Source organism: Nodosilinea sp. LEGE 07088 (assembly GCF_015207395.1).
Taxonomy (GTDB): Bacteria; Cyanobacteriota; Cyanobacteriia; order Phormidesmidales; family Phormidesmidaceae; genus Nodosilinea.
Genome location: NZ_JADEWX010000005.1, coordinates 55,017 through 81,274, shown reverse-complemented (window position 1 = coordinate 81,274; position 26,258 = coordinate 55,017). Strand labels below are relative to the sequence as shown.

The following is a 26,258-nucleotide window of genomic DNA, read 5'->3' as shown; positions in this document are numbered from 1 at the left end:
GCTGAAGGTTCAAAGACTCCGCAGGCCGAGCAGCCTACATCTGTCTCTGCACCCAACGCTGCCTATACCCCAGTGAATGGTTGCACTCTAATAACATCCTGCGGGAAAGATTGTGTCCTTTGCAGCAGCAGACGTTAATTTAATCTAAAATCTCTGCCCAAGCAAAAACATATCAAAGCCCTTTGGCAGAGCTGATCCCCCCGCAAAAACTGTTGTGAAGGATACTAGCTTCTGATAGGATGAGACTAATTGCGGTAGAAATACTTATCCTCTACGGCTAGATGCCGTGTCTTTGACTGATCTACACCTGGCGAGCAGTATAAACCTAGTCGGTGCTCTGGCTTAGGTAAATTGTCTCCAGGCCAGGTCAACAGTGATAGGTAGAGTGTCGAGTGAACCATTGGGCCACAGCACTTGAGCTTTATCGACGCGACATTCGCAAGTCATTCACCCTGTTGGGCAGTTGTTCTAGGGTGTTGAAGGGTGTTGGAGGGTGGGCTAGACCGGCATAATTGTTTGGCATAGCTTTTTCTGGCTGCGTTGCAGCGCTGGGTTTTGTTTTATAAAAGGTTGTTTAGGGGGAGCTTATGAGCAGCAAGCCAGGTAAGGTAATTTTGATCGGTGTCGCTGGCGACTCTGGATGTGGTAAGTCTACGTTTCTACGACGACTGAGCGACTTGTTCGGTGCTGAGTTCATGACTGTCATCTGTCTAGATGATTACCACAGCCTCGATCGCAAGCAGCGTAAAGCAGCAGGGGTGACAGCCCTCAACCCTAAGGCCAACAACTTTGATCTGATGTACGAACAGATCAAGGCTCTGAAAGCAGGCAACAGCATCGATAAGCCCATCTATAACCACGAAACCGGTGAGCTGGATCCCCCTGAGCGAGTTGACCCCAACCGCATCGTTGTGATTGAAGGGCTCCATCCCCTCTACGACGAGCGCGTCCGCGGTCTGATTGATTTCAGCGTTTACCTCGACATCAGCGACGAAGTCAAAATCGCCTGGAAGATTCAGCGCGACATGGCCGAGCGGGGTCACACCTATGAGGATGTGTTGGCCTCGATTAACGCTCGTCGGCCTGACTTCGAAGCCTACATCGACATCCAAAAGCAGTATGCCGATGTGGTGATTCAGATTCTTCCCACCCAGCTCATTCCCAACGATGAAGAGAAGAAGGTGCTGCGGGTACGCCTGATGCAGCGAGAGGGGATTGCAGGCTTTGACCCCGTTTACCTGTTTGACGAGGGTTCAACCATCGATTGGATTCCCTGTGGCCGCAAGCTGACCTGCTCTTACCCGGGCATTCGCATGCACTACGGCCCCGATTCTTACTACGGGCATGAGGTTTCAGTTCTGGAGGTTGACGGTCAGTTCGATCGCCTTGAAGAGCTGATTTACATCGAGAGCCACCTCAGCAACACCTCGACCAAGTACTACGGCGAAATGACCGAGCTGCTGCTTAAGCACCGAGAATATCCGGGTTCAACCAACGGTAGTGGTCTGTTCCAGGTGCTGGTTGGTCTGAAAATGCGCGCTACTTACGAGCGCCTGATGGCGACCGAGCGCGAAGTCGCAACTACGGTTTAGGCCACAGCCTAATCTATCTGGCTTAATAAAGAGAGGATTGCCAATACAGGGTGTCCTCTCTTTTTTTACCTATGGAACTGACTACCCCAGCCCTGCTGTTTCCCGCGATTTCGCTGCTGCTGCTGGCCTATACCAACCGCTTTTTGGTGCTAGCTCAGCTGATCCGCCAGCTCCATAGCTCGGAGCGAGACTACTTTCAAAGCATGGTACAGCGCCAGATTGCTAATCTACGTCAGCGGATTGCGCTGATTCGCCTGATGCAGGCTTTGGCCGTGTCGAGTTTTACCACCTGTACCCTATCGATGCTGGCTTTGTTTATCGCTCAACAGCGGCTGGCAGAGGTATTTTTTGGCTTCAGTCTGGTGCTATTGACGGCGTCGCTGTTGACCTCGCTGTACGAGATCGCCATTAGCACCCAGGCCATTGAGGCCGAGTTGGCCGATATTGATGCCAAATGTCGTCTGCCCCGAGAGTAAGCCAGGCTACTGACTCTTAAGCGTGAGGGTTTGGTTGGGCTCAACGACGACAACCCGCTGGGCCGTGACGTTGCCGATAACGGCCCCCGCAGCAGCTCCACCGACAATGCTGCCAATGGAAATGCGATCAAAGATGCCTCCCAGAGCCGCTCCTCCCGCTGCCCCAATGCCCGCATCCGTGAGAATAGCGCCCGTATTGGTTTCTCTGGGGTCTTTAATGTCGCGCAGCAGTTCAGAACTGGCGTTGATGGCATAGACCTGGTTACCCACTTCAACAGCCGTGGCCACATAGCGCACCCCACCCTCGGCAGGCTCAAACCGACCGCGCACCGTTGACCCGGCGGGGATATTGCGTCCATTGAGGTTGGTCGCGGCACCTGTCCGCAGAGACTGTTCAACCGTGGCATCGGTATTCAGGTAAAGGGGTTCACTATTGGGGGTAATGGCCTGAATCGGGGATGAGACAAACAGCTGCGCCTGGGCGATCGGGGCTTGTACTAGAGCCGTCACAGGCATTAGGGTCAGGGCTAAAACGGCAAGGGGAGTAACTTTCATGACGACCTCCAAAGTGTTGTATCAGAAGTGTTGTATCAGAAGTGTTGTATCAGAAGTGTTGTGTAGGAGAAAGGGAGTAGATAACTGATGAGAGATAGAGAGAAAATAATAGAGTATTGTAATTAGGCTTCTGGCAATCTAAACGATTCTGGGTATCGAACCAAGACCATCATATGCGATCGCTCCAGCAACCATCACATCGCGGTTATTTATAGCCTACCTCTACAAAATGAGGACGCGCTGAGCAGCCCGGTGTTCCTATCTGTTGTCAACATTAACCACGATGCAAACGACCGCCGAGTACACCTGTGCATTTTGTGGCGAGCCCAACACCACTTTTGTCGATCTCTCCGCTGGGCTCACCCAGGCTTACATCGAAGACTGCCAGGTGTGCTGCCGCCCCAACCAGCTCTACATCACCGTTGACGATCTCTCTCTCGGCATCGAGATTGCTACCGACTACGTCGAGTGACCCACCCTCGATACTATTACTGCTGCAGTTGCCCCCGGGCAAAATTTCCTCTCTACCCCCGATATTTTGAGGCTTAGACAGCGTTTTGCCGTTTAGGGCAAAGCGCGGCGGCGGCAGATGCGCCAGCCACAAAAAAGCCCCGTCTGATCGCAGGCGGGGCTGAGCAGCGATGATTTGCTACCTGTGTAGCAACAAATCAGTCTAGAAAGACAGCTGCGTTTGCAGGTTGAAGATAAAGATATCTGGATTGTTGCTGAAGTTATTAGGCTCCAGAATCCAGTAGACCGACGGCATGAGCGCAATGTTGCGGCTCAGCGGGTAGCGATAGGAGAGCTCAATCTCCTGCTGTCTGCCCCCATCACCCGCCCCAGACACTAGAAACTGGCGTCCGTTGATGACGCTAAAGGGCACCAGGTAGGAAATGGTGGCTTGGGCCCCTTCTTTAAAGAGATTGGGGAAAGCGAGGCCAAACTGAAGCGACTGGGCATCGACGCTACCAACCGATGTCTGGGTGGTAGCTGAGGTCAGCCCAACCGTGCCGTAGCTGTAGCGGCCAAATAGACCCAGCCAGCTCACAGGCGTCCAGTCAAAGTTCACCAAGAAGGTGTCGGCAGGGGCATTGGTCAAAGGGCCGCCAACGCCATCATCGGCAAAGCCGTAGATCGGTTCACCGAAGGTGCCGCCAATTTGCCCCAATCCGTTGGGCATCAGGTTAGAGCGGGTGTACAACAGTCGCAGGTTGAAGTTGTTAAAAGGCCGAATACCCAGCTGGCCAGTGATGGTGCTGGTGCCACCAAACAGACCCCGAGTGGGGTCATCGGGAGCCTTAAGGCCGCCAATAAACTCAGTGTTTTCAGCCAGGTAGCCAACCCGGAAATCAAGCCAGTCGGCAATATCCCAAACTGCGATCGCACCCGTACCCCGGTCAACAGCATTGACCTGGGTGCCCCCACTGGAGTTAAAGCTATTGGCTCCAGTCAAGAAAAAGGTGTAGCGGTTGTTGTCGAAGTAGGCATACCAGTTAATCCGGGGGCCAATGTCAATGGTGAGGCTATCTCCCACCGGAAAGGCATAGCTGAGCTCCCGCACGGCAAAATCAAAGGCCGTTGGTGCACCGGTCTGAAACACAAAAGGCGTGCCAAAGGTATTAAAGAGACCTGCCGAGCCGTAGACGTTGGCAGGGGCGGTACCACTACCCGTTACCAACTGTAGCTTGAGGCGATCGGCCCCGCTAAAGGAGGTGTCAAAGTTGAGCCAGAGTAGGTTACCAACGGTCAAGGCTGTGTCACCCGTGATCGTACGCACAGGAGTACCCCGAGGGCCCGGGTTGAATATGCTAGCGCCCTCAGCCAGGACATTTCCCCCGGAGGTACCAATGCCGAGGTTAGAGAACACCTGCCCCCGTAGCTTGGTCACGGTAGAAAACTGCTGGGCCGCCAGCTCAGCAGTTTCAGCTTCGAGCTGGTCAACCCGAGTGGTCAGGGAGGCTAGCTCAGCAGCAAATTCCTCTTGCAGACGACGAATAGTGGCCAGATCCTCGTCTGAGATGCCGGTACTGAGGGTGCCTACAATTACATCCAGGCAGGCATTGAGCCCAGCGGCAAACTCATACCGAGTGATGCTGCGCTGTCCACGAAAGGTGCGATCGGGGTAGCCCTCAATGCAGCCATAGGTTTCAACCAGATTGCTGAGCGCCTGAAAAGCCCAGTCAGAGGGCAAAACATCAGAAAAGTCGGTAACCTGAGTGATCTGAGCTAAGCCATCAGCAGGGTTGACTGTGCCATCACTCTCAATACCGGCCTCCAAATCGCTGACGCGAAACATAGCAGCGGCCTCGGGCTCACCATTCTCCGTAGGCTCAAATGCTGCCAAAGGCTCAGCGGCCAGCAGCGGCACGCCGTCAGGTTCAGCCAAAACTGCCGACGGTGCCGAGTCTTCGTGGGCAGCCAAGGCCAGCGCCAAAGGATGAGTTTCTACTCCAAGGGCCCCATACTCAGCCACCAGCGTATCGGTCTCCGCTGTCGAGTCAGACTTCAGCGCCTCAGCATCACTCGCTAAAGCCGTTGTCGCCGACATTAGCATCACGGTTGCAGCCAGTAGACCGCGCCCACAACCCAACCAACCCATGCGCATTGAGGCGCTCAAAGACAATATATTCACCATCACACATCCTCACACCAAAGTTCTCACATTCATGTGGCTAGGAACCCGGTTAATTAACCCACCGTCTTAGCCTCTAGAGGTCTAAGGTGAGGGGTCAATGCCTACCAGGTAAACAGCCGGTACTTAACCTAAAGTCGGGAGAGCCCGACAGAGGAACTGCTGAGAGTCCCGATCGCCTAGCCCCAGGCCAGACGCATCGATGGAAAAATCTGTAGTGCCCTGGGTGCAAACGGGCTTGCAACAGGGACATATAAATTTGGCTAGGCTTCTGCTTCGACCGCCTCAGATGTCTCTCGCAAGCTAGGCACCCTAGGCCGACCCGGCAAAATTATATTGAGCAGGATAGCCGTCAGACCTCCGGTTGAAATCCCCGAAGAGAACACGTTTTTGATTAAGGCAGGCTTATCAGCAAAGATATCAGGGGAGTAGACGACCCCTAGACCAAGGGCCAGAGAAACAGCCACAATCAAGCTGGAACGACGGTCAAGACCCGTAGACGCCACAATGTTTAAGCCTGCTACCGCAATTGAGCCAAACATAATGATCGTAGCCCCACCCAAAACAGGCTGGGGAATAACCTGGAAAATGCCTCCAACGATGGGAATTAGGCCCAGAATGACAAAGATACCGGCGACGAAAAAGCCTACATAGCGGCTGCCCACACCGGTCATTTGAATAACGCCGTTGTTTTGGCTAAACGTCGTGTTGGGGAAGGTATTGAGAACAGCCGCAATGGCCGAGTTAACCCCATCCCCCAGCACCCCGCCCTTGATGCGGCGAAAATAGATTGGCCCAGCCACGGGTTCACCAGAAACAGCTGACGTCGCCGTTAGGTCACCGATAGTCTCAATAGCCGTAATCACGTAGAGAATTACAAAGGGAGCAAAGGCCGCAAAGTTGAAGTCCAGACCGTAACGCAGAGGCAACGGTAAGCGCACAATGGGCAGGCTACTGAGGGAGCCAAAGTCTACCAGACCCAGAAAGATTGAGATGGCATAACCCACTATCAGGCCAATCGCGATCGCCCCCATGCGCAAAAAGCGATTTTGGGAGAGCGTTAGAGCAACCACAATGGCCAAAACCAGACCCCCTAAGAGTAGGTTTTGAGTGCTGCCAAAGGTTTCGTTTGCTACTGCGGGAGCCCCCCCAGCCAGGCTAAAGAAGCCCGTTTTGATCAGGCTCAAGCCGATAATCATCACCACCGACCCCGTCACCACCGGGGTAATAATTTGCTGCAACAGGTGCAAAAATCGACTCAGGATGATTTCGACGGCAGAGCCAAAAAAGCACACCCCAAAAATCAGCGCCAGCGCTTGCTCAGGCGTGCTGCCATTGGCAATAGCCGCTGAACCGACGCCAATCACCGGCCCCAGAAAGGCAAAGCTAGTCCCCTGCAAGCTGAGTAGACCAGACCCAATAGGCCCAAATCGGCGGCACTGAATAAAGGTACAGATGCCGCTGGCAAACAACGACATGCTGACAATAATGCCTGTATCAGCCGGACTAAGCCCCAGGGCTCCGCTAATAATCAATCCCGGAGTAATAATGCCCACAAAGGAAGCTAGCACGTGCTGAAAAGCGACAAAAATAGCCTCCCCAACCGGCGGCTGATCATTTAAGCCATAGAGCAACTCAGACTGAAAATTGATTTTGTCACCGTCCATATCCTGCTCGACGGTGGCGCCGTGGTCTGCCTGTGCCATGTATCCCCCTAAGAGTGACTTTGTAAAAAATTTAACTTTTACGACCTAACAAAGAATTACAACCAACACCAAGTTTTTTTGTTTCCCCGGATACAAATCAAATTCTTTCCCCACTACAACTTCGGAATTTAAGAAAATTTACGCTTTCACCCATGATTTTCTTTCCTACTGAATTAGCGGACTGCCTAGACTCCCTGAGGGCATAGCCTCAAAACGCACAATTCCTGCATGCGGTGCACTGTATACACTAGGTCATCAAATTCTATTGAAGTTTAAGGTGTACATTCTGTAATTGAAGGCACAAGGGAGGCGAGTATTTGCGGAAATTTGCCCGTCTCGCCGAGTCCTAGAACGCCGGTACAGAAACCCGGTTTCTCGGCCAGAATGCCAGTCATGCCGTTAGGGCAGTGACAAAGAAACCGGGTTTTTAGCCATACTGTACCGATGCTCTAGGCTGATTGCTGACCTGTTTGGCTAGGGTTAGGATTCAAACGTATACAGGGCAACAATGTGGTTTTACACCCTATCGCTAGGATGAGCGCTGGCGTGACGCCATAAAAAATTTGCCTATAAAAAATTTGCCTAGGAGATCACAAAAATGGTTAAGGGGCTGACCAAGTTAATCCTAGGGATGGGGATCCTGGCTTTAATACTAATGGGCTCCCCAGCTGGGGCAGACAAGTTAGCTGAGCCCATCAGGTTTGACGACACCGATGGCGCGATCGCAGTCATCTCGCTATACAAAACGACCCCAACGACCCAGGCTGCGGGTATCAAAGCCTTTTACAAAACTGCTAAGTCGTTTTACCAAACCATCCCAGGGTTCTATGGTCTGGCCCTATTTTCTAGCCTCGATGGGGCACGGGTCGTAGAGCTGAGTCAGTGGCAAGATCAGGCCAGCTACGAAGCCTTTCAAGCCTCTCTAACCAGCGGAGGTGAGGAAGATTACCCCAAATATTACGAAAAATACACCAGCAGCAAGGGCAAAAAAAAGGATCAGGACGGTGCGGGCTTAGGTGATCCTGTATTAACCGCCTCCTTTGCTGTAGAACAAATAGCATCGCCTCCGGGAATGGTCTCGGCGATACCTGCCACGATGGCTCTAGTGCAAATCAGCGATATTGTAGCTGATACCGTTGAGCACCAGGCCAATCTGGTCGTTGCCGCTCAGGCTACCTTAGACCAGCTACCGCAGCTTTACCCATCTCCCCGCACCGTTGTGGTACTGAGCGGGCTCGACACGCCCCATGTCATGCTTTTGGCCAACTGGGGCAGCACCGCAGAGTTTGGCGAGGTGAACCAAGTGCCTCAGTTGGCCATAGCCACGACCGTAGCAACCGCTGAAGACGGGCTTGAAGAATTTGTACCCGCAACAGATAGCCACCTCTACCAGACCGTTAAGGTGATTACGCCTAAAACCAAGTCCTATGGCAAGTAGAAATATCGTCAACTGTGCTACCGACGACGGTTCGAGAACCCTCCATGATGGCTGACAGGTCGTTTTAAGGCTGTGGCGCCATGCTTTCACGGCTGGTTTTGGCCATTACCCCAGGCCAGTTGTTGACATTTCCAGGGGTGCAACAACTCATTGCTTAGGTTGTGATTCCTGCTTACTTTAGATAGTTCAGATTCCTCACCATGGTTGCGAGTTCTCCGACTAAAACCGATTTCAACCTGGGCAACTACCTGCTGAGCGATGGCCCAGCGGGGTTTATGTTGAGTTGGGTCGCAGGGTTTGTGGATACCTCTGCCTTCATTATTTTATTCGGCATCTTTACCGCCCACGTGACCGGCAACATTGCCCTGGCGGGTTACGAGTTCGTGATGGCTGACGAAGAGTCAGTCATTACCCATCTGCTGATGATCCCAGCATTTATGGTGTCGGTGGCAGGCACGTCGCTGTTGGCCCGCTATGCTCGCAAGAAAAATTGGCCTGTTTTTGCGAGCCTGCTGACCGCTGAGGCCGTGGCCTTAATCGTTTTTTTGATCGTTGGCGTCAACTTGTCTCCCTCGCTTATCTTGAGCATTCAAGAAGAATATATTCTGCCCATTGGCATTACTGGAGTGATTGCTATGGGTGTTCAAAATGCCTTAATGAAAGAGGCAAAAGGCGTTTTCAAAAGCTACATTCCTACCACGGTAATGACCGGCAACACCACTCAGCTCACTATCGACTTAGTTCAGGTAGCCCTATCCAAGTTTGCTCCCGCCGGAGATGAGAAAGCAGCACTGGCGGCAGCAGAGTCGATAGAGCGGATGGGTCGGGTTGTGCCCATCATTCTGGGGTTCGCCCTGGGGGGCTTGGGCGCCACCTATTTTGTGTTAATTTCTGAGACTTGGTGGAGCCTAGTGCTGCCGGTGATTGTGATATCGTTTATGGCGGTTTTGGCCTTTTCTGAGCACTTTAAAGCAGCGGATCATGGTTAGGCAGTTGTCGTCAGGTCTGTTAGGTTTGATTTAGCACTATATTCAGTAGTTGTGTTGAAGTACGGAGATTATCCCAGCATGTTTCGCAAGTTTTTAGCCACTGTACTGTGTACGCTAGTGGCGCTAACCCTGGTGGCTAGCCCCGCCAGCGCCATGCCGTTCCCCTTTTCGCTACCCTTTTTTAACGATGTTGATTTAACCGCTGATCAGCAGGCTCTGATGGAAGACTTGCAGTCAAAATATTTGCCTGAAATTGAGAGCATTCTCTTCCCAGAGCAGGAAGAGAAGTTTGAAGAAGCCATGCAGAACGGAGTTAGCCTACGCAAGGCATTTAGAAAAATGGCGCTCACGTCTGAACAGAAAGTAGAACTCGCAGCGGCGATGAAGTCTATGCCTAAAAGTGAGTTATTTGCCACCCTTACTCCACAGCAAAAGAAAGAGGTCTTCATGAAGAAAAAAGAGATGTTCATGCCAACCCCTGAGGAAATCGCTGAGAAAATCAAAGCCGGTATTGAGAGCAAGGCCACCTTCGCACCCGATGCAGCCGGTGACGAGATGGCCCCCACTGCCGAAGAAATTGCCGAAAAAATTAAGTTAGGGTTGGAGAAGAAGAAAGAATTCATGCCCAGTATGGAAGAAATCCAAGAGAAAATCTCCGCCAAAATGGAAGCAGCCATGGCAGCAGAACCCGCTGAATAGCTACTGCCCTTGATTGCCCTGGCCAGAATGCCAGTCATGCCGTTAGGGCAGCGACATAGGAGGATTCTCAATTGGGGCCTGCTCATCGGCTGGAGCAGATGATTCAAGTTTTTTCTGCAGCATTGCCCATGGGTTGGCGCGGGCGGGCGATGCCCCTACCGATCAGCAAGGCTTCAATTTGGCGCAGCAGATTAAAGTCGGCCTCAGGAATGCTCTGGCCATTGTTTGGGGACAGTTCTGCGCGCAAAAAATCAAATGCTTCTAGAAACTGGTCTGGGGTAGCCGCAATCGGGGCCTCTAGGTGGGCCGGAATAATGCGTTCAAAGGGCCAGGTCGCTAAGGTTTGGGCCCAGCCCAACACCTCCTCTGGGCCCCGATTAAAGATCAGGGTCTTGAGGATAGGGGCAACCTGCAACTGCCCTTGGTGATGTAGGGCAGCAAAAGACTGAGGCCAGTCGGGTTGCCAGCGAAAGGGGTAGAGACCGAAGTAGTGCCGCCGCGATCGCACCGGGGCCTGCTGGGCCTCCCTAAACATTTCACGGGTTGTCGCTACATCTAGGGTGCTGGGCCGAAAGTAGAAGGCAAACAGGGCAATTCGCTGCCAGCCCTTGCGGCGGTTGGCAGGGGTATCAACGATCGCATCGGTGGGGCTGTCTTTGGCGTGAAACAACAGCGGCAACGGGTCAAGTTGGAGAATGGCGGGCGGTTCGGCTGGAATCGCGACGATCGCGTCGGTCACCATTAAGGTGCGGCTGGCCCGGTGAAAGCAGGCGGTTTCGCCAAAGGGCCCCAACCCCAGATTAATCGGCGGCAACAGAGCATAGTCGACCTGCTTGCCAAAGGGGGTTTGGCGGCTGTCGGGGGGCAAAAGCTGGGTGCGATCGCCCGGCAGCCCCAGCCAGGGCAACGGCAGATTGAGCGGAAAACTCCACTGGTGGGGCGTCACATACACCTGAGCCGAGGGGAAGCGGCGAGCAAAGGGGCCGACAAACACCTTGTGCTCGATGCCCGTCACCGTCGACATGATGATATATTGCACCGGCCCGTAGCGTTCCTCTAGCTCGCGCACCAGGGCAATGCATTCGGGGGTCGGCGCGACGGGCGAATAGACCAGCAACCCCTTGGGCTCCAATCGCACCACCGTCATGCGAATGGGCACCACCACGTAGAAAATGCCCTGAAATTGCTCAAAGGTCCAGACCTGGTCTTTGACCACCTCCACCCGCTGGGTAGGTCGCTGGCCATAGGGGTAGAGGGGCACCACGGGCCAAAAGGGCCAGGTGCGATCGCTCCGGGTCGGCAAGGTAGAAGTGGCAACTGACATAAAGGCCCGGCGGCTATCCCTGAAAAGCATCAACGGTAGTCATTAGCGTACTAAAGAACGGGGATTCAGGGGAATCGGCAGCAATGCTCAGGGTCTTATCAGCATGGCTCTCAGAAGATACGTTAAGTTAAATAAAACGAGGCATTAGGCATTGCTCGGGCCTCACCTTACCCCTAAACTGATCTCGCCATGAAGCGACGTAAGCTACTCGAAGCGGGCACCGCCGTTGTAGGCGGCACCTGGCTCTTAAATCAACTGACTGCTGAAGTTTTCTCCAATCAACTCGACACTATGGCAACCTCTAACGAGCAATTTACCGTCAACAAAACCGAAGACGAGTGGCGTGACCAGCTCACCCCCGAACAGTTTCGCGTGCTGCGTCAGCACGGTACCGAGCGGGCTGGCTCCAGCCCCCTTGACAAGGTTTATGAGCCCGGCACCTACAACTGCTCTGGCTGTGGCACCCCGCTCTTCACCTCCGACACCAAATTCAACAGCGGCACCGGCTGGCCGAGTTTCTATGCGCCAATCGAGGGGGCGATCGCAACCACCACCGATCGCTCCTTCTTCATGACCCGGGTCGAAGTTCACTGCGCCACCTGCGGCGGCCACCTGGGTCACGTCTTCCCCGATGGGCCTGAACCCACCGGTCAACGCTACTGCATGAACGGCGTCTCACTGGAGTTTGTGCCCGAGCAGGCCTAACGCTGCGGCGTATACGACGCCATCCCCCTGCCTGCTAAATCAGGTTCTTGTAGGTTGGGTGGAACGAAGTGAAACCCAACAGCAGTCAGCCCTGTTGGGTTCTGCTAGCGCGCCACCCAACCTACAAATTTAGTCTTGACAGTCCACTAGGCTCTGCCTGGGCATTCCGGCTGTGCGGCTCTGCCGCGAGTCGCAGGAGGCAGAGCCTCAGCAGAGCGTTCCCAATTTTCGCGGTTTTGTCGAGGGCTGTTTTGACCTCTTCGATGCGAGGCTTGCCGCTGAGCTTCGACCAGATGCGTTTGAGCAAAATATCCATCTTGGCGATCGCTTCGGTGGTAAATTTTTTGGCCAGTTCTCCAGCGCCCGACTCTAGAAATTTTTGAAACCCCAGGGATGCGATCGCACTGGCGGTAATTGTCGTAACGGGGTCAGCCATACCTCTTTCCTTCCAGTCTTATTCCTCTGTCTTCAGCCTCAGAACACGGGATTCCGAGCAAGTTACTCCAAGTGTCGAGCAATTTTCTCGAAACGTCGAGTGATTTAATCCAGGCGAGCTATTTTCTCCAAACGCCGAGCCCTTTACCCCAAACCCATGCTCCAGCAACAGGGCATCCAATGCCGTCATTCCTCATCTGCGTTATTTGTGGAGTTGCTGAATGGTCCTTCCGCGCAGATACGCTGCCCTACTGATTTATTGGCCTACTGTATCTATTGGCCGAATATCTCCTGGGCTGTGACCCGCAGCTCAGGGAAAATGGCAGACTCAACAACGTCACCTTCACGGAACTGCAGCGGTGCTAGATATTCACCCTCTGCTAACCGATAGATAGAGATCGTAGGATGCTTGGGCGTACCAATATAACGGGACGCACCTAGCGCCAGAGGGTCAACAATCCAGTACTCAGCGATGCCCTTGGCCTCGTATTCGGCTAGCTTGTGCAAATAATCATCGGCGGTAGAGCTAGGGCTAACAATCTCTACCGCTAAAATAGCCGCATCAGACAACACAGCCGTGTTCTGGTAATCGTCTTGGATACTAGCTATCGGTACTACTATGACATCGGGCAAGCGCGAGGTGTCGTCATTGACCTGCTGACCAGCTCCCTGAAGAGCCAGCCACCGGGTACCGAGCTGTTGAATTTGAACTTCAAATAAACGCTCTAAATAGCGAGCAATCAGAAGGTGTTGCCAGGTCGGTGGGGTCATAGCAATGAGCTGCCCTCGCACGAGTTCATAACGGGTATCGGTGCCGTCGTCGTGGGCCAAATAGTCAGCGAAGGTAAGCGTGGCGGGCTGAGCTTGAACCATGACCAAAAGGTAGAAAGCTAGCAAAAAATTCACTGACACCATCCTAGCCACAGGCGACCTGGCCTACAAGCGCACCCGCCCCTGAGCCTGCTGTTTCAAACCCTGATGCCGGTGCCGTGCCCTGGTTCAGCCAGCGTCTCTACCGCCCGCACCTACGCAGCAGCTTTGATGCCCTCCCCGTCGAGCCCGCCACGCTTACGGTAGAAGCGGCCACCCTAACGGGTACCGAACGCCTAGACCTGCGCCGCGACCCCCGCACCCGTGCGATCGCCCCCAGGATACCCATGACGCTGATTCAGCCAGTCGCCAACAACCAGGTCAATATTGCCGCTCCTGGAGTCGATATCCTGTCGGCTTGGCCTGGGGGTGGGTTGCGCAGCCTCAACGGCACCACCATGACAACCCCTCACGTTGCCGGTGTCGCCGCCCTATAGGCCCAAGAACAGCTAGAACAAACCCGTCGCATCGACAGCCAGCTGCTGATAGCCCGCTTAATTGCCAGTGGCACCCTATCGCCCCTGGCCCCTGCTGACCCCGAGGACAGTGGGGCCAGGCTAGTGCAAACACCCTAAAATGAAGCGGCTTTCACCAGTAGCGCCTAATGATGGCGAATGGTCAACTTCTCGACAGATGCATAATCTGCGCCACCATCGCCAGGCTTTCCTCGTAGAGCATGTCTTCGCCCCAGCGCTGCAGCTGCTGCCCCAGCATAAAGTCGGCCGTTTGGTCAGACAGAGCGGTGACCTGCTCCACCTGACAAGACTGGGCTCCACCCCCGGCTTCCATGCGCATGCAGCCCGTCGTTTCAGAGCACAAAATGGTGCAGCAGTTAGCGTTCTTGTCGGTAGAGAGCATCCGAAGCCCGGTCAAGTCACCGACAACCTCCCCCAGATCAGCCACTGGAATGCCCGCCAGTTCGGCCTCAATAGACAGGTCGTTGGGCCCCTTGAAGTGAACTTTCTCAATATTGTAGATGCCCCCTTCATCAACATGGTCAATGGGCTGCCAACCCAGGCGGCTAGCGAACCAGCCCAGATATAGCAGCGCCTGGGCCGCGTTACCCTGCTCATAGTCAATGCTAATGCGGTCTACGTCCATCAGCGACTCGCGGCGCTCGGGGGGGTCAAAGGCAGCGGCTGTCAGCTCCTGCCAGGGTGCCAAACGGTGCCAGTTGAGGTCGGCAATGTAGGTACCCGACTCAATTAAATCCTGCATTTTTTGCAGCTCGGCCTCAGCATCGCTGAAGTAGCTCGAATCCACAATGATACAGTTGCTCGATTTGGCCAGGTTTTGAAAGATCAGCTGTTCAGGGCTGGGGGTAGCCTTCCACCATACAAACTTAGGTAGCTCTGGCAGGGTCAACGAAGCAATCAGGTCGCTGACTCGCCCTAGGGCAGCCTTGGTACCCCGCAAATTGATGTACTCACAGCACACCAGGTTACCCGAGCCTTTCTTTTGTACCGGGCAGTATATCGAAACCTGGGCCTTCACCCCAGTGTCTTCGCCAAAGGTAGGGCAGAGGCTAATAATTCGGCACGGGTTGTGGGCCGAAATCGAGTCGCTCAGGCTAAATCCTCGCTGGTCTGAGTTGGCATAAAGCTTTTGGTCTTCAGAGAGCTGAGCGTATTCCTGACGTAGACGCGCCAGGGTAGGCGGGTCAACCCGTCCCGTCACGCGCAGTTCGTAGGCCACCTGAGCCTGCCGAATGGCCTCCCGGGTCTGGGGACCATGGTTGCTGTCAATGAAGCCAGTGTAGTAGCCCAGGGCAGCCAAAATCTGCTGCACTTCCTCGGGCTCGTAAATCACCATGGTAAAGGTGGTGGCGCGGGTGGCAGCTGGGGTCAGGGCTCCCGAATCCTGCTGGTGCCAGATTTTTTGCAGCTCCGACTCGATCTCGTCGATGGAGATATCCTTGGGCTTTTGTAGGGCAACGATAGGCGTAGTCGTCATAGTGCGGTGATGTAGGGGGCAGGGGTCAATAGGAATTGAGCAATCGGGCTAAATTGAGGGCGATCGCAATCTACAGCCGTCGCCAGCGCCGCCCGTCTTTATTTAACAAAAACTCGGCCTCCAGCGGCCCCCAGGTACCCGCCTCATACATGGGAATTGTCTTGGGGTCAGATGGGGGGTCCCAGGCTTCGAGCAGAGGGGTCAGCAGTCGCCACGAGGCCTCTACCTCGTCGCCACGGGTAAACAGGGTTTGATCGGCCAGCATACAGTCAACGATCAGACGGGCATAGGCGTCGGTGTTGGCTTGGCCAAAGGCGGCATCATAGCGAAAGTCCATATCCACCGATCGCGTCCGCAGCGAGTTGCCGGGAGTCTTGACCTCAAACCGCATGGAAATACCCTCGTCGGGCTGAATGCGCAGGGCCAGCACGTTGCGGTTTACCTGCTGGGCCGCCGACTGAAACATCAGAAAGGGCACCTCCTTAAAGTGAATGGAGATCTCGCTGACCTTCTTGGGCATACGCTTGCCGGTGCGCATGTAGAAGGGCACCCCTTTCCAGCGCCAGTTGTCGATCTCAAGCTTAAGGGCGCAAAAGGTTTGCATGGTTGACTCAGGACTGGCCCCATCCTCATCGCGGTAGCCCGGTACCGTCTCGCCCTTCATCCACCCTGACGAGTACTGGCCTCGCACGGCGGCCGGGTAAGCACCATCGACATCGCTGATCTCGCTGAGATGGGTAGCCTGCAACACCTTGGTCTTTTCGTTGCGAATGCTGTCGGCATCGAGGGAGTTGGGGGGCTCCATGGCGGTGAGGCAAAACAGCTGCATGATGTGGTTTTGCACCATATCCCGCAGGGCACCGGCGGTTTCGTAGTAGCCCGCCCGGCCCTCTAGGCCCACGGTTTCAGCCACGGTAATCTGCACATGATCGACAAACTGCCGATTCCACAGGGGCTCAAAGATAGCGTTGGCAAAGCGAAACACCATCAGGTTTTGAACGGTTTCTTTGCCCAGGTAGTGGTCAATGCGGTAGATTTGGCGCTCGTCGCAGACATTTTGTACCACCTGGTTGAGCACCCGGGCCGAGGAGAGGTCTTTGCCAAAGGGCTTTTCAATAATTAGCCGCTGCTTGTTAGGGTCGTCGAGCATGCCCGCCGCGCCAAGTTGCTCGGTCGCTTCGCCAAAGAAGCGCGGCGCTACCGACAGATAAAAGACGCGGTTACCCTGGGTACCCCGCTTCTCGTCGAGCTCTGCCAGGAAGGTCTTGAGGGACTGGTAAAACTCAGGATCGTCGATATCCCCAGGGCAGTAGAACAACCCCCGGGCAAAATCCTCCCAGACGGCTTCAAAGCCCAGGCCGTTGCCAAACTCTTCGACCCCTTCTCGCAGGTGCTCACGAAAAAAGTCATGGCTCCACTCGCGCCGGGCTACACCGACGATGGTTAGCTCTGGGGGCAACCGCCGCTCTCGCCGCATTTGGTAGATGGCCGGTACGATTTTACGCTGGGTGAGATCGCCCGAGGCTCCAAAAATCACCAGAATTTGAGGTTCAGGAATGCGGTCTTGCTGAAGACCAACGCGGAGGGGATTTTCAAGCAAGGAGACCATAATGCGGAGGAGGTAAAGGTCAGTAACTTGGCTCTGACAGGACTTGTGCCAAGGCGATCGCCACGGATGGGGTCAACCTATGGATAACAGAAATCGAAATCTATATTGACAGCAGATTTTACAAATCTGGTCAGACTATAGACCGTCTTAATCAACCAGTCCCAAAAGGTATTCAGAATAACCAATTCAATCCTAGATGCGTAGCTCAGGCTACAGGCCTACCATGGCTCAGCCAGCTTAAGCTGGGTTTAACGTCGGGTATAACCTCAGGGACTTGCCAGTGATCCAGTTCCGATGCCATTCCTGCGCAGGCGGGAGTCCATATCGGATTGGCCACTTGAATCGAGATCTTATTGTCAACGCGAATTCCTTAGTTGGCCACCAGGGTATCTTGGCGGCGGCTTTGGTCTTGAATAAAGGACTCCACCAGCGCAACATCATCTTTGCTGCCGACAATAAAGGGGGTGCGCTGGTGAATTTCGCCCGGCACCACCGCCATGATGTCTTGGCTGCCGGTGCTAGCCCGCCCCCCCGCCTGCTTGATCAGGAAGGCTAACGGTGCCGTTTCATAGAGCAACCGCAGCTTGCCCTCGGGCTTTTTAGTGGTGCCGGGGTAGAGAAACACGCCACCCTGGGTCAAAATGCGGTGGAAGTCGGCCACCAGCGCCCCGGTGTAGCGGGCCGAGTAGCCATCGTGGCGGTGCACATAACGGGTGAAGTCGCGAATGGCGTCTTCCCACTGCCAGAAGTTACCTTCGTTGACGCTATAGGTGGGGCCGTGGGCGGGCACCTGAATATTTTCGGTGGCCAAAATAAACTCGCCCAGGCTGGGGTCAAGCACAAAGGCGTGAACACCCTGACCAATGGAGTAGACCAGCACCGTGCTGGGGCCATAGAGAATGTAGCCTGCGGCGAGCTGCTGCTGGCCATCCTGGAGCAGGTCGGCCCCGGTTTGGTCAAGGTCTTCCCCCTGCTGGCGACGTATCGAGAAGATCGAACCGACATTGAGATTAATATCGACGTTGGAGGAACCATCGATGGGGTCGTAGAGCAGGGTATAGCGACCAATGGGGCAGTTCTCGGGAATGTAGTAGGGTTTATCCATCTCTTCGGAGGCGAGGCGACAGACCAGGCCACTCTGCTTGAATACCGAGATGAACACGTCGTTGGCGTAGATATCCATTTTTTTGACGGCTTCGCCCTGGACGTTGGTTTCGCCGGTAAACCCTAGGGCCGATTCCATTAGCCCGGCACGGCTGAGATGGCGGGCAATCAGCTTACCGGCCAGGGCAATGCGATTCATCAGAGCGCTGAGGTCTTGGGCCTCGGGGCCAAAGCTATGGAGCTGTTCGAGAACGTGGCGGGAGAGGGTTTTGCAGTCGCGATCGAGGGCAAAGGTAGAGTCGGTGGGTTGATAGTCGGCCATCGTAGAGTTCCTTAGTGGAGGGCAGGGCTGCGGCAGCGAGGAGGGCGACAATCCCTTGGGCATTGCCTTCATGGTAGGGAGGCCGACCGGGAATGGTGGCAACCTTTAGAGACACTTTAGCAATGAGACAGCGCTGAGCAGCAGAGGCGGCCATCTCCTCACCGCTCGACAGTGGGCAAGCTTAACGGTTAGACCCTGCACCCAGAACAGTGAATCTAGGACGGTGAATCCAGGTAGATATTGCCTCTGAAGAAACCCTATTGACCGCCAACCTTAAGCCGCTGCTTCAGCTTCCCCTAGCCAGTCGAGCACCAGAGAGTTGACTAGCTCAGGGGCTTCATCCTGGGGACAGTGGCCCACGCCAGGGAGTTCTTGCATGGCTTTGACCACGGGATAATTCGCTAGGTCGCGGCCCATTGCCACCGGTTCCCAGGGGTCGTTTTGGCCCCAGATAATCCACACCGGGCACTGCAGCTGGGGCAGTAGATCTTCGGGTAGCGGGCCTTGGGAATAGCGCACAAAGGCCAGGAAGACATCGGCAGCTCCAGGCGTGAGCGCAGGATTGAGGATGGCCTCCACCAGCTCATCGGTAACGGCTTCAGGACGCCGATAGGCTTGACCCAGCAAGTTGCGAATCACGTTGCGACGGGCAATGCGGGAGAAAAAGAAACGACCCACCGGAGCATAGCCCAGCAGAGCCTGCACGATGGGGGTACCGAGGCGCTGGTGCCAGGGAATCTCGGCCCGACGGCGCTCGTGCAGCAGCCGAATGGAGCAGTTGAGCATGACTACGCCCTTGACCCATTCGGGCCCATCAACAGCGGCCTGCATGGCGACGATACAGCCGATGGAGTTAGCGACCAGGTAGGCGGGTTGACCAATGACGTCGCGACAAAAGTCGAGCACCTGCTGCCCCCAGGTCTCAAAGGTGTAGGCCAGCGGAGCATTGGGGGTGGGTTTATCCGACAGGCCAAAGCCGAGTAAATCGATCGCATAGGCCTGGTATTGGTCTCCAAAGGCGGGGAGGTTCTTGCGCCAGTGGTCGCTAGAGGCCCCAAACCCGTGGATGCACAGCACCGGGATACCGCCAGTCCCCAGGCGTTGGTAGCGAATAGAAAACCCCTGCCACTGCCAGGTTTGGCTAGCGGGAGCAACCAGGGTAGATGTCACGGCAAAGCCTCTTTAGACTACTCAGGTTAGCTTCATACTCCTTAACCTTAGCGAAAAGAGTGGGTTTCAGCTAGTAGCGCGTCGATTCGCTGATCACCGCGATCGCCCACAGACAGCCCAGCACAACCAGCGATCGCGCCAGCACTTGCTCTAGAAACACCACAATCACCACCGAGACCAGCGGCAGGTCAAACACGAGCGCAATCACATAGGCGATGGTGCAACCGACTAAGCCCAGCAAAAAGTATTTGATCAGTCTGAACGTCAACACCAACAAGTGTTTAGGATGATGGGGTCGTCGCATGATTGACTCCTTGTCGCCGCCAACTGACCCAGGGATATTCAACACAGCCTCTGCTTAATAAGTGCGATCTGGGGTGGGGACGTGACCGACAGGTAGCCAGTTTGCGCGATAATTTGCGTGATAATAAGTAGCCAGCTAGGGCCAGTTAACCCAGACTTGCCCACCGGAAATCGCTAGCAAATGGATGAGTAACTATGCCCCCATTGACCGACGATACCCTGTGGGCAATTCTCAACGATGAACTCGACGACGATGCCGTCAACAAATTGGTCTGGCAGGGTTTGGGCTACCGAGAAACCACCGCCGGGTGGGATAGCTCGGGGGTGGAACCCGCCTGGTCAGAGAAATATCCCCAGCCTCCCAACTTTATTGAAAGCCGCCCCGCCACCGTACAGCTAACCCGCTCAATTCCGGCTACTCACAAGCAGTTGCTCAAAGCAGAGTTGGGGTTTAAGGGCTACAGGGTAGACCAACTCATCCCTCGATTGACCCGGCGGGCCACTGTGGTAAACTGGCTGCTCAGCCACCGCCAACAACAGCGCGATCGCTCCAGTTAATCGGTGTCTCAGGCCAGGTCATTTACCCTTGCCCTGGGGCGGCAATCTCCGCAGTCGGCCTCCGACTCACCCCGACTAAAACAGCCTTGCATTAAAAAAGGATGCGGTTTAACCCGCATCCCCGCTCTCGACCCACGGCGCGCTCTCCGTGGATTCTGCATCTGCTGGCCGCCCTCCAAGGGATACCCGAGCCACTGTATGACCTGTAGGGATGGGCCTAGGCGCAGCAGAATAGTTGAATAGGTTAGAACTCTTGGGTGGCTTTGGGCTCTTCGGCCTTGGGCGACGCATCGAGAAAGATATCCGTCGCTTTAAGCTGTAAGCCGGCCCGAGCCTGGGAATCGGTCTTGCTGACGTAGGGAGAGGCATCGATCGCCCCGCTGGCGATAATCAGCGAACCCTTCTTAATGTGGGTCAGCTTGCGCCAGGCGGGAGACCCTTCCCACAGGCTGACATCGACGGTAAAGCTGTCGTTGTCTTTGCGGCTGGGAATACGATCGACATAAATGGTCACTTCGGCCACCTGGGTATTGCCCCCGGTCTTGCGCGCAATATTGCGCACTTGGGGGTCAGCAGCCACATGGCCCGATAGGGTGCACAGGTTTAAGCCTCGACTGGACATAGCTGAAATCTCCATAGGGTTGATGCACTAGACCCTGCCCAACCAAACCAATCAAGCAGATGTCTGTGGCTTTAATATGCACAAGCTTAATTAACAATTCGCTATGGAAAATCACGTAACTTTTTAGACTAAAGTCTCCGTGTTTTTGACCTGATGGCTGAGGTCGCCCAGATAAAATTGGCCGCAGCTGTTGCCCAGCTTAGCGATATGGTAGGTGTGGAGAAATTACAGTGCTATGACCACTCAATCGGTAGATTCTGCGGCCCGTAAGCTCTGGCTGGCCGCCATCAAGCCCCCTATGTATAGCGTTGCCATGATGCCGATGGTGGTGGGGAGCGCGATCGCTTACGCTGAGACGGGCCAGTTTAACGGCAGTATTTTTGCGCTATTTTTACTGTCGGCGGTGCTTATTTTAGCCTGGGAAAATCTCAGTAATGATGTGTTTGATGCTGACACCGGCATCGATGTGAATAAGGCCCATTCTGTGGTTAATCTCACCCGCAATCGGGGGCTGGTATTTACCCTCGCCAATCTGTGTTTGGCCTTGGGCATGGCCGGCATTGTGGCGATCGCGCTGCTCCAGCAAGACCCCACGGTGCTGGTACTCATTTTGCTCTGCTGCGGTCTCGGCTACCTCTACCAGGGGCCACCCTTTCGCCTCGGCTACCAGGGCTTAGGCGAAGTGTTGTGTTTCTTTAGTTTTGGCCCCTTAGCCCTGGGGGCGGCCTACTACAGCCAGACCCAGAGCTGGTCGTGGGGCAGTCAACTGGTAGGGGTGATTGTCGGACTGACCACTACCCTGGTGCTGTTTTGTTCTCACTTTCACCAGGTAGACGACGACTTGGCCGCCGGTAAGCGATCGCCCATTGTGCGCCTGGGCACGGGTCGAGGGGCGGCGCTAGTGCCCTGGATCTGTGGCATTGTGTTTGCGATCGCAGCCCTGGGGATTGGGTCAGGTCGGCTGCCCCTGGAGGCAGGGCTGGTGTTTGTGAGTCTGCCGTCGGCCTGGCGGCTGAGTCGCCACGTCACCCGCTATCATGACCAGCCTGGGCGGGTCTTTAACGCCAAATTTTTTGCTATTGGCTTTCACTTTTGGAGCGGTGTGCTGTTGAGTCTGGGCCTCTGGCTCAGTGTCTATGGGCTCAGCGCCTATGGGGGTTGATGTCGCGGTGCGTGCTTACCGCAGGCAGTTTGCCCGGCCCCTGAAAACCGCTCACGGATCGTGGCGTTGGCGGGAGGGGCTGCTGGTGCAACTGAGGGATAGCCAGGCCCGAGTCGGGTATGGCGAGATTGCGCCGATTCCCTGGTTTGGTACCGAAACGGTGGCAGATGCCCTGGCCTTCTGCCAAACCAGGGGCGGAGCATGGCAACCCGGGGCCGTGCCCAATGAACTGTCGGCCACCCAATTTGGTCTGGCCTGCGCCCTGGCCGATCTGACGGCGGCGATCGATCGGGCAGAATCGGCGGTTCCTTCGGATAGCTTCGCTAACGCCGACATCTGCGGCCTCTTGCCCACCGGAGCAGCGGCTTTGGCTATGGCACACCAACCCATAGCCCGAGGGCACCGCACCCTGAAATGGAAAATTGGGGTGCAGGCTATGACCGAGGAAATCCAATGGCTAGAGCAGTTGATAGAGGCACTTCCCCACGATGCTCAACTGCGCCTGGATGCCAATGGGGGCCTGAGTCTCGAGCAAGCAGAGCAATGGCTGACAGTCTGCGATCGCATCAACGCCGATCCTCACGTGGCGACGATCGCATACCTGGAGCAGCCGCTACCGCCCGATCGGTTGGCAGCCATGCAGACATTGGCGGCACATTACCAAACTGCGATCGCCCTGGATGAATCGGTCGCCACCCTGGCTCAACTGGAGGCTTGCTGGGCCAGAGGCTGGCGCGGTGTCGTGGTGGTTAAACCTGCGATCGCGGGCTTACCCCAGCGCCTACAGGCCTTTTGCCAGGCCCATCACCCCCGAGTAGTCTTTTCCTCCGCCTTTGAAACCAGAGTGGGCCGGCAGGCGGCATTGGCCCTGGCCTGCCACTGTGCCCCCGAGCCAGCCCCGGCGCTGGGCTTTGACACCCAGGGCTGGTTCGCCGACGACTGGGATACCCTCACCCCCGCCGAACTATGGGACAGACTTTAGGGGACGTGCTGGGCGATCGCCGGGGCGACGATTGGCTGATTGGCCTCAGCAGCTCGGAATTTTGGCAGCGGCTCGATCAACTCACCCCTCAATTTGTTGCCTACCGAGCCGGCCATCAGGGAGATGGGGCCGGAGTCTTAATTGCTGACCCCAATCCCCTGCAATTTCTGGTTGCCTGCCTGGCCGCCTGGGATGCCGGTTGTGCTGTCGTCTTGGCCAACCCTGGCTGGGGTCAGTGGGAATGGCAACAGGTGCAAACCATGGTGGCTGGCCGCAGGGATGCACCGCTTGCTCCAGGCTTAGGCGCTTATCCCTGCCATGTATCGGGGGGGAACCCCGATCAAATTCTCATTCCCAGCGGCGGGGCCTCCGGACAGATTAAGTTTGCGGCCCATACCTGGGATACGCTCATGGTCTCCATTCAGGGATTTGTCGCCCACTTTGGGGTGGAGCCAGTCCATGCCTACTGTGTCCTGCCGCTGTTTCACGTCAGCGGGCTGATGCAGGCCTTGCGAGTCTTCGCCACCGGGGGATGCCTGGCCCTACAAGCTTACCGAGAGCTGAAGGCCGAAGGGCCGTTGCCACTGCCTGCGGAGGGCTTTCTCTCCCTGGTGCCGACCCAGCTCCAAGAACTGTTGACCCTGGGTGGAGAATTCATCCCCTGGTTGCGGAGCTTTCGGGCGGTACTGCTGGGGGGGGCTCCGGCCTGGCGATCGCTGCTCGACCAGGCCCAGGCCGCAAAAATCCCCGTTGCGCTCACCTACGGCATGACCGAAACCGCGGCCCAGATCGCGACGCTGCGGCCCGAGGAGTTTTTGGTCGGACACCGCAGCAGCGGCAGACCCCTGCCCCACGTCAATCTCGTGATCCTCAACGACCAGAATCATCCCCAGCCCTCAGGCCAGCCTGGGAAAATTGTTGTCCACGCAGCATCACTTGCGCAGGGATATCTAAAATCTCAGGCTATTGCTCCTGCTGCATCATCGCTAACCACCGACGACGTTGGCTACCTCGATGACGATGGCTATCTGCACGTGATCGGGCGCAGCAGCAGCAAGCTTGTTACTGGCGGCGAGAACGTTTTTCCCGAGGAGGTTGAGGCGGTACTGCTGAGCCTGGAAGGTGTCAGCGATGTCTGTGTGGTGGGGCTGCCGTGCGATCGCTGGGGGCAGCAGCTCTGCGCCCTGGTTGTCGCTGAATCCCCGATGTTATTAAGGACCTTGCAACAGGCTCTAAAGCCTCTGGTTGCGGCCTACAAACTACCGAAACAGTGGATTCTTGTGGATGCCCTGCCCAGAACAGCCCAGGGCAAGCTGAGCCGCTCTCGGGCTCTCGCTCTAGCGAAGTGGATTTTAGATATAAAATCACGCCTGTTGTGAAACAGGATGCATCGTCTAACGACAAAGATAAGCGGCGACAAGTAACCTCGAACTCAGCACCTAGACTTTCAACCGTCCGCTTCATCGACTTGTTAGCTGGCTCTCCTCCACAATCTCTGCCAACCACTCCATCACAGCCATTGCACGATCGCCTCCTAAATGGTTTGAAACATTGTAAGTAGCCATGTTACAAGCATAGCCCCAATGTGAGGGCTACCATTTTCTGCCACGGGCTTTGATGTTGCCTCGACTCACAATCTGCGATCGTACCGCTTTAATTAACAGGGCTAAGTCATAACTCAACGACTGCCGCTCAACATACTGCAACTCTAACTGGCGTTTCAGCTTGGGATCACTAGCGTTAAAGCTTGATCCCAAGCTCAGAATCGCTAGACCGATCCAGCCCGGACGAACGGAGAGAATAGTTTGCCATTCAGGGTTCGCTAAATCCACAAAATGGGGTTCCGAAGGGCGAGGACCAATGATACTCAGATCACCTTTCAGCACATTGAGCAGATTGGGAATATCATCGATCGAGTAATTTCGGATAATCGCGCCGATGCGAGTTAATTGACGTTCAGTCGTCTCTTGGGGATCGTAGTATCGATCCATTGTGCGAAAGCGAATCAATCCAAACGGCTTACCCTTTTGACCGATGCAGGGATAGCGATATAGCACGACTCCAGGCGAGTCTAATTGAATCAACACAGCAACGAGCAAAAGCAGTGGCGCAGTTGTAGACAAGATCAACAAGGCAACCACAATATCAAAAGACCGTTTCAACATTGCCTCTCCAGAATCAAGAGTTGCTGTGAGGATTCGAGATAATCCGAGTACACACGATAACTACAGCCGTCGGGTAAAGGAGGAGGTTTTAGATATATATCCCCCTCCCTCCCCTCAGAACCGTGCATACGACTTTCACCGTACACGGCTCAAGCAACGTCTTGAGATTCAGTGTCTCCGATTCTTAACAACCCTTGCGAATTGTCCTGGCGGTTACGTTTACAAACCAAAGCCTGTACCTAACTTTTCCCGCCAGTTAAGTCTCATCTCACCTTCAGTCAAGACCATCACCTGTCCCACGTCTGCACCCTTTCGGGTTGGGTATTGCCCTATCCGTCGCGTTATGACTTTCGCTTGCCTTTCGGCGGACGGCATTCGCGTCTTGGGACATCCTGTGCCCGCTAGAGATGTCGGCATTGGTTGCCCTCTGCTTACCTGAAAATGACGGCATGTCCAGGACTCTATCGGGGTTTCCTCGTTCCGCACGGGGTGGAGATGCGGTTGCCTTAGGACTCCTCTATACTCCGGGGGCGGGGTGTTCTCAACCGACATTTAGCCGCTGCCGATTCCCATAGGCCCCAACATGCTCGTATCAGCCATTGCGAGCACCTAAATTAACGAAGCCTCATCAAGGATTCACTCACGTTATCCCTAGCAACCTTGCCCTAGCCTGCACCCTCAATTTGGCTCTGAAGGTGCTTCGACAGTTAACCTCGTCTGCTGATGCTACCCTCCCATTACTGGTTGAATATTCCGATGCGGACATCTGCCTGAACACTGGCAGGGAAGGACTTTCAGGAGTCCTTCCAACTCCCCCGAACGACTTCGAGTCGCGCAGCTAACAAGTTATTGGACTGATCTAATCTGCCTATATCCCCGCTGTGGGG

Annotated in this window: 24 protein-coding genes and 1 pseudogene; 12 read left to right on the top strand and 13 right to left on the bottom strand. The window is 55.2% G+C overall.

Annotation, left to right across the window (positions count from 1 at the left end):
- The first annotated feature begins 587 nt into the window (after positions 1–587).
- Both IQ254_RS02885 and IQ254_RS02880 read left to right on the top strand, forming a co-directional pair.
- On the top strand, positions 588–1,592 hold the full coding sequence (locus tag IQ254_RS02885) for a phosphoribulokinase (RefSeq protein ID WP_193964147.1): 1,005 nt from the start codon (positions 588–590) through the stop codon (positions 1,590–1,592).
- 71 nt (positions 1,593–1,663) lie between these two features.
- A complete protein-coding gene (locus IQ254_RS02880; protein ID WP_193964145.1) occupies positions 1,664–2,068 on the top strand; it encodes a DUF2721 domain-containing protein in 405 nt (134 codons plus the stop codon).
- A 6-nt stretch (positions 2,069–2,074) separates the two neighbouring features.
- Here the strand turns inward: IQ254_RS02880 and IQ254_RS02875 are convergent, their stop codons facing one another.
- Positions 2,075–2,623, bottom strand: coding sequence for a hypothetical protein (locus IQ254_RS02875; RefSeq protein ID WP_193964143.1), 549 nt, complete (start codon positions 2,621–2,623; stop codon positions 2,075–2,077).
- Between the two features lie 283 nt (positions 2,624–2,906).
- Here IQ254_RS02875 and IQ254_RS02870 point away from each other — a divergent pair, with 283 nt between their 5' ends.
- Positions 2,907–3,095 (top strand): CPXCG motif-containing cysteine-rich protein, encoded by a 189-nt coding sequence (locus IQ254_RS02870; protein WP_193964141.1) that lies wholly within the window; start codon positions 2,907–2,909, stop codon positions 3,093–3,095.
- Positions 3,096–3,296: 201 nt separating this feature from the next.
- On the opposite strand, the gene IQ254_RS02865 is transcribed toward IQ254_RS02870, so the two are convergent.
- Positions 3,297–5,228: an iron uptake porin gene (locus IQ254_RS02865; RefSeq protein ID WP_228040027.1), complete on the bottom strand. Its 1,932-nt coding sequence runs from the start codon at positions 5,226–5,228 to the stop codon at positions 3,297–3,299.
- A 290-nt stretch (positions 5,229–5,518) separates the two neighbouring features.
- Positions 5,519–6,961: a nucleobase:cation symporter-2 family protein gene (locus IQ254_RS02860; RefSeq protein WP_193964138.1), complete on the bottom strand. Its 1,443-nt coding sequence runs from the start codon at positions 6,959–6,961 to the stop codon at positions 5,519–5,521.
- A gap of 655 nt (positions 6,962–7,616) precedes the next feature.
- On the opposite strand from IQ254_RS02860, the gene IQ254_RS02855 reads away from it, so the two are divergent.
- The 3 genes from IQ254_RS02855 to IQ254_RS02845 all read left to right on the top strand — a co-directional run bounded on the left by IQ254_RS02855 (position 7,617) and on the right by IQ254_RS02845 (position 10,087).
- A complete protein-coding gene (locus IQ254_RS02855; protein ID WP_193964136.1) occupies positions 7,617–8,399 on the top strand; it encodes an antibiotic biosynthesis monooxygenase in 783 nt (260 codons plus the stop codon).
- Between the two features lie 200 nt (positions 8,400–8,599).
- Complete coding sequence (locus tag IQ254_RS02850; protein ID WP_193964134.1) at positions 8,600–9,388, top strand: YoaK family protein; 789 nt, start codon at positions 8,600–8,602, stop codon at positions 9,386–9,388.
- A gap of 78 nt (positions 9,389–9,466) precedes the next feature.
- Positions 9,467–10,087, top strand: a complete 621-nt coding sequence (locus IQ254_RS02845) for a hypothetical protein (protein ID WP_193964132.1) — start codon at positions 9,467–9,469, stop codon at positions 10,085–10,087.
- A gap of 103 nt (positions 10,088–10,190) precedes the next feature.
- Here IQ254_RS02845 and IQ254_RS02840 read toward each other — a convergent pair whose 3' ends face one another.
- Complete coding sequence (locus tag IQ254_RS02840; protein WP_193964130.1) at positions 10,191–11,411, bottom strand: DUF4336 domain-containing protein; 1,221 nt, start codon at positions 11,409–11,411, stop codon at positions 10,191–10,193.
- Positions 11,412–11,600: 189 nt separating this feature from the next.
- Here IQ254_RS02840 and msrB point away from each other — a divergent pair, with 189 nt between their 5' ends.
- Complete coding sequence (gene msrB, locus IQ254_RS02835) at positions 11,601–12,116, top strand: peptide-methionine (R)-S-oxide reductase MsrB (RefSeq protein ID WP_278000290.1); 516 nt, start codon at positions 11,601–11,603, stop codon at positions 12,114–12,116.
- A 121-nt stretch (positions 12,117–12,237) separates the two neighbouring features.
- On the opposite strand, the gene IQ254_RS02830 is transcribed toward msrB, so the two are convergent.
- Together IQ254_RS02830 and IQ254_RS02825 are read right to left on the bottom strand one after the other, a co-directional pair.
- Positions 12,238–12,552: a hypothetical protein gene (locus IQ254_RS02830; protein ID WP_193964128.1), complete on the bottom strand. Its 315-nt coding sequence runs from the start codon at positions 12,550–12,552 to the stop codon at positions 12,238–12,240.
- Between the two features lie 272 nt (positions 12,553–12,824).
- Positions 12,825–13,424: a Uma2 family endonuclease gene (locus IQ254_RS02825; protein ID WP_193964126.1), complete on the bottom strand. Its 600-nt coding sequence runs from the start codon at positions 13,422–13,424 to the stop codon at positions 12,825–12,827.
- Between the two features lie 314 nt (positions 13,425–13,738).
- Between IQ254_RS02825 and IQ254_RS33425 the strand changes: the two are divergent.
- Positions 13,739–13,855: pseudogene (locus IQ254_RS33425) on the top strand (S8 family serine peptidase); the annotation flags it as partial.
- Between the two features lie 184 nt (positions 13,856–14,039).
- Here IQ254_RS33425 and opcA read toward each other — a convergent pair.
- The 5 genes from opcA to IQ254_RS02795 all read right to left on the bottom strand — a co-directional run bounded on the left by opcA (position 14,040) and on the right by IQ254_RS02795 (position 19,883).
- Positions 14,040–15,374, bottom strand: coding sequence for a glucose-6-phosphate dehydrogenase assembly protein OpcA (gene opcA / locus IQ254_RS02815; protein ID WP_193964124.1), 1,335 nt, complete (start codon positions 15,372–15,374; stop codon positions 14,040–14,042).
- Between the two features lie 70 nt (positions 15,375–15,444).
- Positions 15,445–16,983 (bottom strand): glucose-6-phosphate dehydrogenase, encoded by a 1,539-nt coding sequence (zwf, locus tag IQ254_RS02810; protein WP_193964122.1) that lies wholly within the window; start codon positions 16,981–16,983, stop codon positions 15,445–15,447.
- A gap of 370 nt (positions 16,984–17,353) precedes the next feature.
- On the bottom strand, positions 17,354–18,409 hold the full coding sequence (gene fbp / locus IQ254_RS02805; RefSeq protein ID WP_193964120.1) for a class 1 fructose-bisphosphatase: 1,056 nt from the start codon (positions 18,407–18,409) through the stop codon (positions 17,354–17,356).
- A gap of 273 nt (positions 18,410–18,682) precedes the next feature.
- Positions 18,683–19,579 (bottom strand): alpha/beta fold hydrolase, encoded by an 897-nt coding sequence (locus IQ254_RS02800; protein WP_193964118.1) that lies wholly within the window; start codon positions 19,577–19,579, stop codon positions 18,683–18,685.
- 70 nt (positions 19,580–19,649) lie between these two features.
- Positions 19,650–19,883 carry a hypothetical protein gene (locus tag IQ254_RS02795; protein ID WP_193964116.1) on the bottom strand — a complete coding sequence of 78 codons (234 nt, stop codon included), beginning with the start codon at positions 19,881–19,883 and terminating at the stop codon, positions 19,650–19,652.
- A gap of 194 nt (positions 19,884–20,077) precedes the next feature.
- On the opposite strand from IQ254_RS02795, the gene IQ254_RS02790 reads away from it, so the two are divergent.
- Positions 20,078–20,440 (top strand): DUF1823 family protein, encoded by a 363-nt coding sequence (locus IQ254_RS02790; protein WP_193964114.1) that lies wholly within the window; start codon positions 20,078–20,080, stop codon positions 20,438–20,440.
- Between the two features lie 244 nt (positions 20,441–20,684).
- On the opposite strand, the gene IQ254_RS02785 is transcribed toward IQ254_RS02790, so the two are convergent.
- A complete protein-coding gene (locus IQ254_RS02785; protein WP_193964112.1) occupies positions 20,685–21,062 on the bottom strand; it encodes a single-stranded DNA-binding protein in 378 nt (125 codons plus the stop codon).
- Positions 21,063–21,297: 235 nt separating this feature from the next.
- Between IQ254_RS02785 and menA the strand changes: the two genes are divergently transcribed.
- From menA to IQ254_RS02770, 3 genes are read left to right on the top strand one after another with little or no spacing between them, the layout of a single operon-like run.
- Entirely contained in the window at positions 21,298–22,224 is a 927-nt protein-coding gene (gene menA, locus IQ254_RS02780; RefSeq protein ID WP_193964110.1) for a 2-carboxy-1,4-naphthoquinone phytyltransferase, read from the top strand.
- Positions 22,214–23,206 (top strand): o-succinylbenzoate synthase, encoded by a 993-nt coding sequence (locus tag IQ254_RS02775; protein WP_193964108.1) that lies wholly within the window; start codon positions 22,214–22,216, stop codon positions 23,204–23,206. The genes menA and IQ254_RS02775 overlap by 11 nt, the downstream gene beginning before the upstream one ends.
- Positions 23,191–24,585 (top strand): AMP-binding protein, encoded by a 1,395-nt coding sequence (locus IQ254_RS02770; protein WP_193964106.1) that lies wholly within the window; start codon positions 23,191–23,193, stop codon positions 24,583–24,585. The genes IQ254_RS02775 and IQ254_RS02770 overlap by 16 nt, the downstream gene beginning before the upstream one ends.
- A 213-nt stretch (positions 24,586–24,798) precedes the next feature.
- On the opposite strand, the gene IQ254_RS02765 is transcribed toward IQ254_RS02770, so the two are convergent.
- Positions 24,799–25,371, bottom strand: coding sequence for a sugar transferase (locus tag IQ254_RS02765; protein WP_193964104.1), 573 nt, complete (start codon positions 25,369–25,371; stop codon positions 24,799–24,801).
- Positions 25,372–26,258 lie beyond the last annotated feature (887 nt).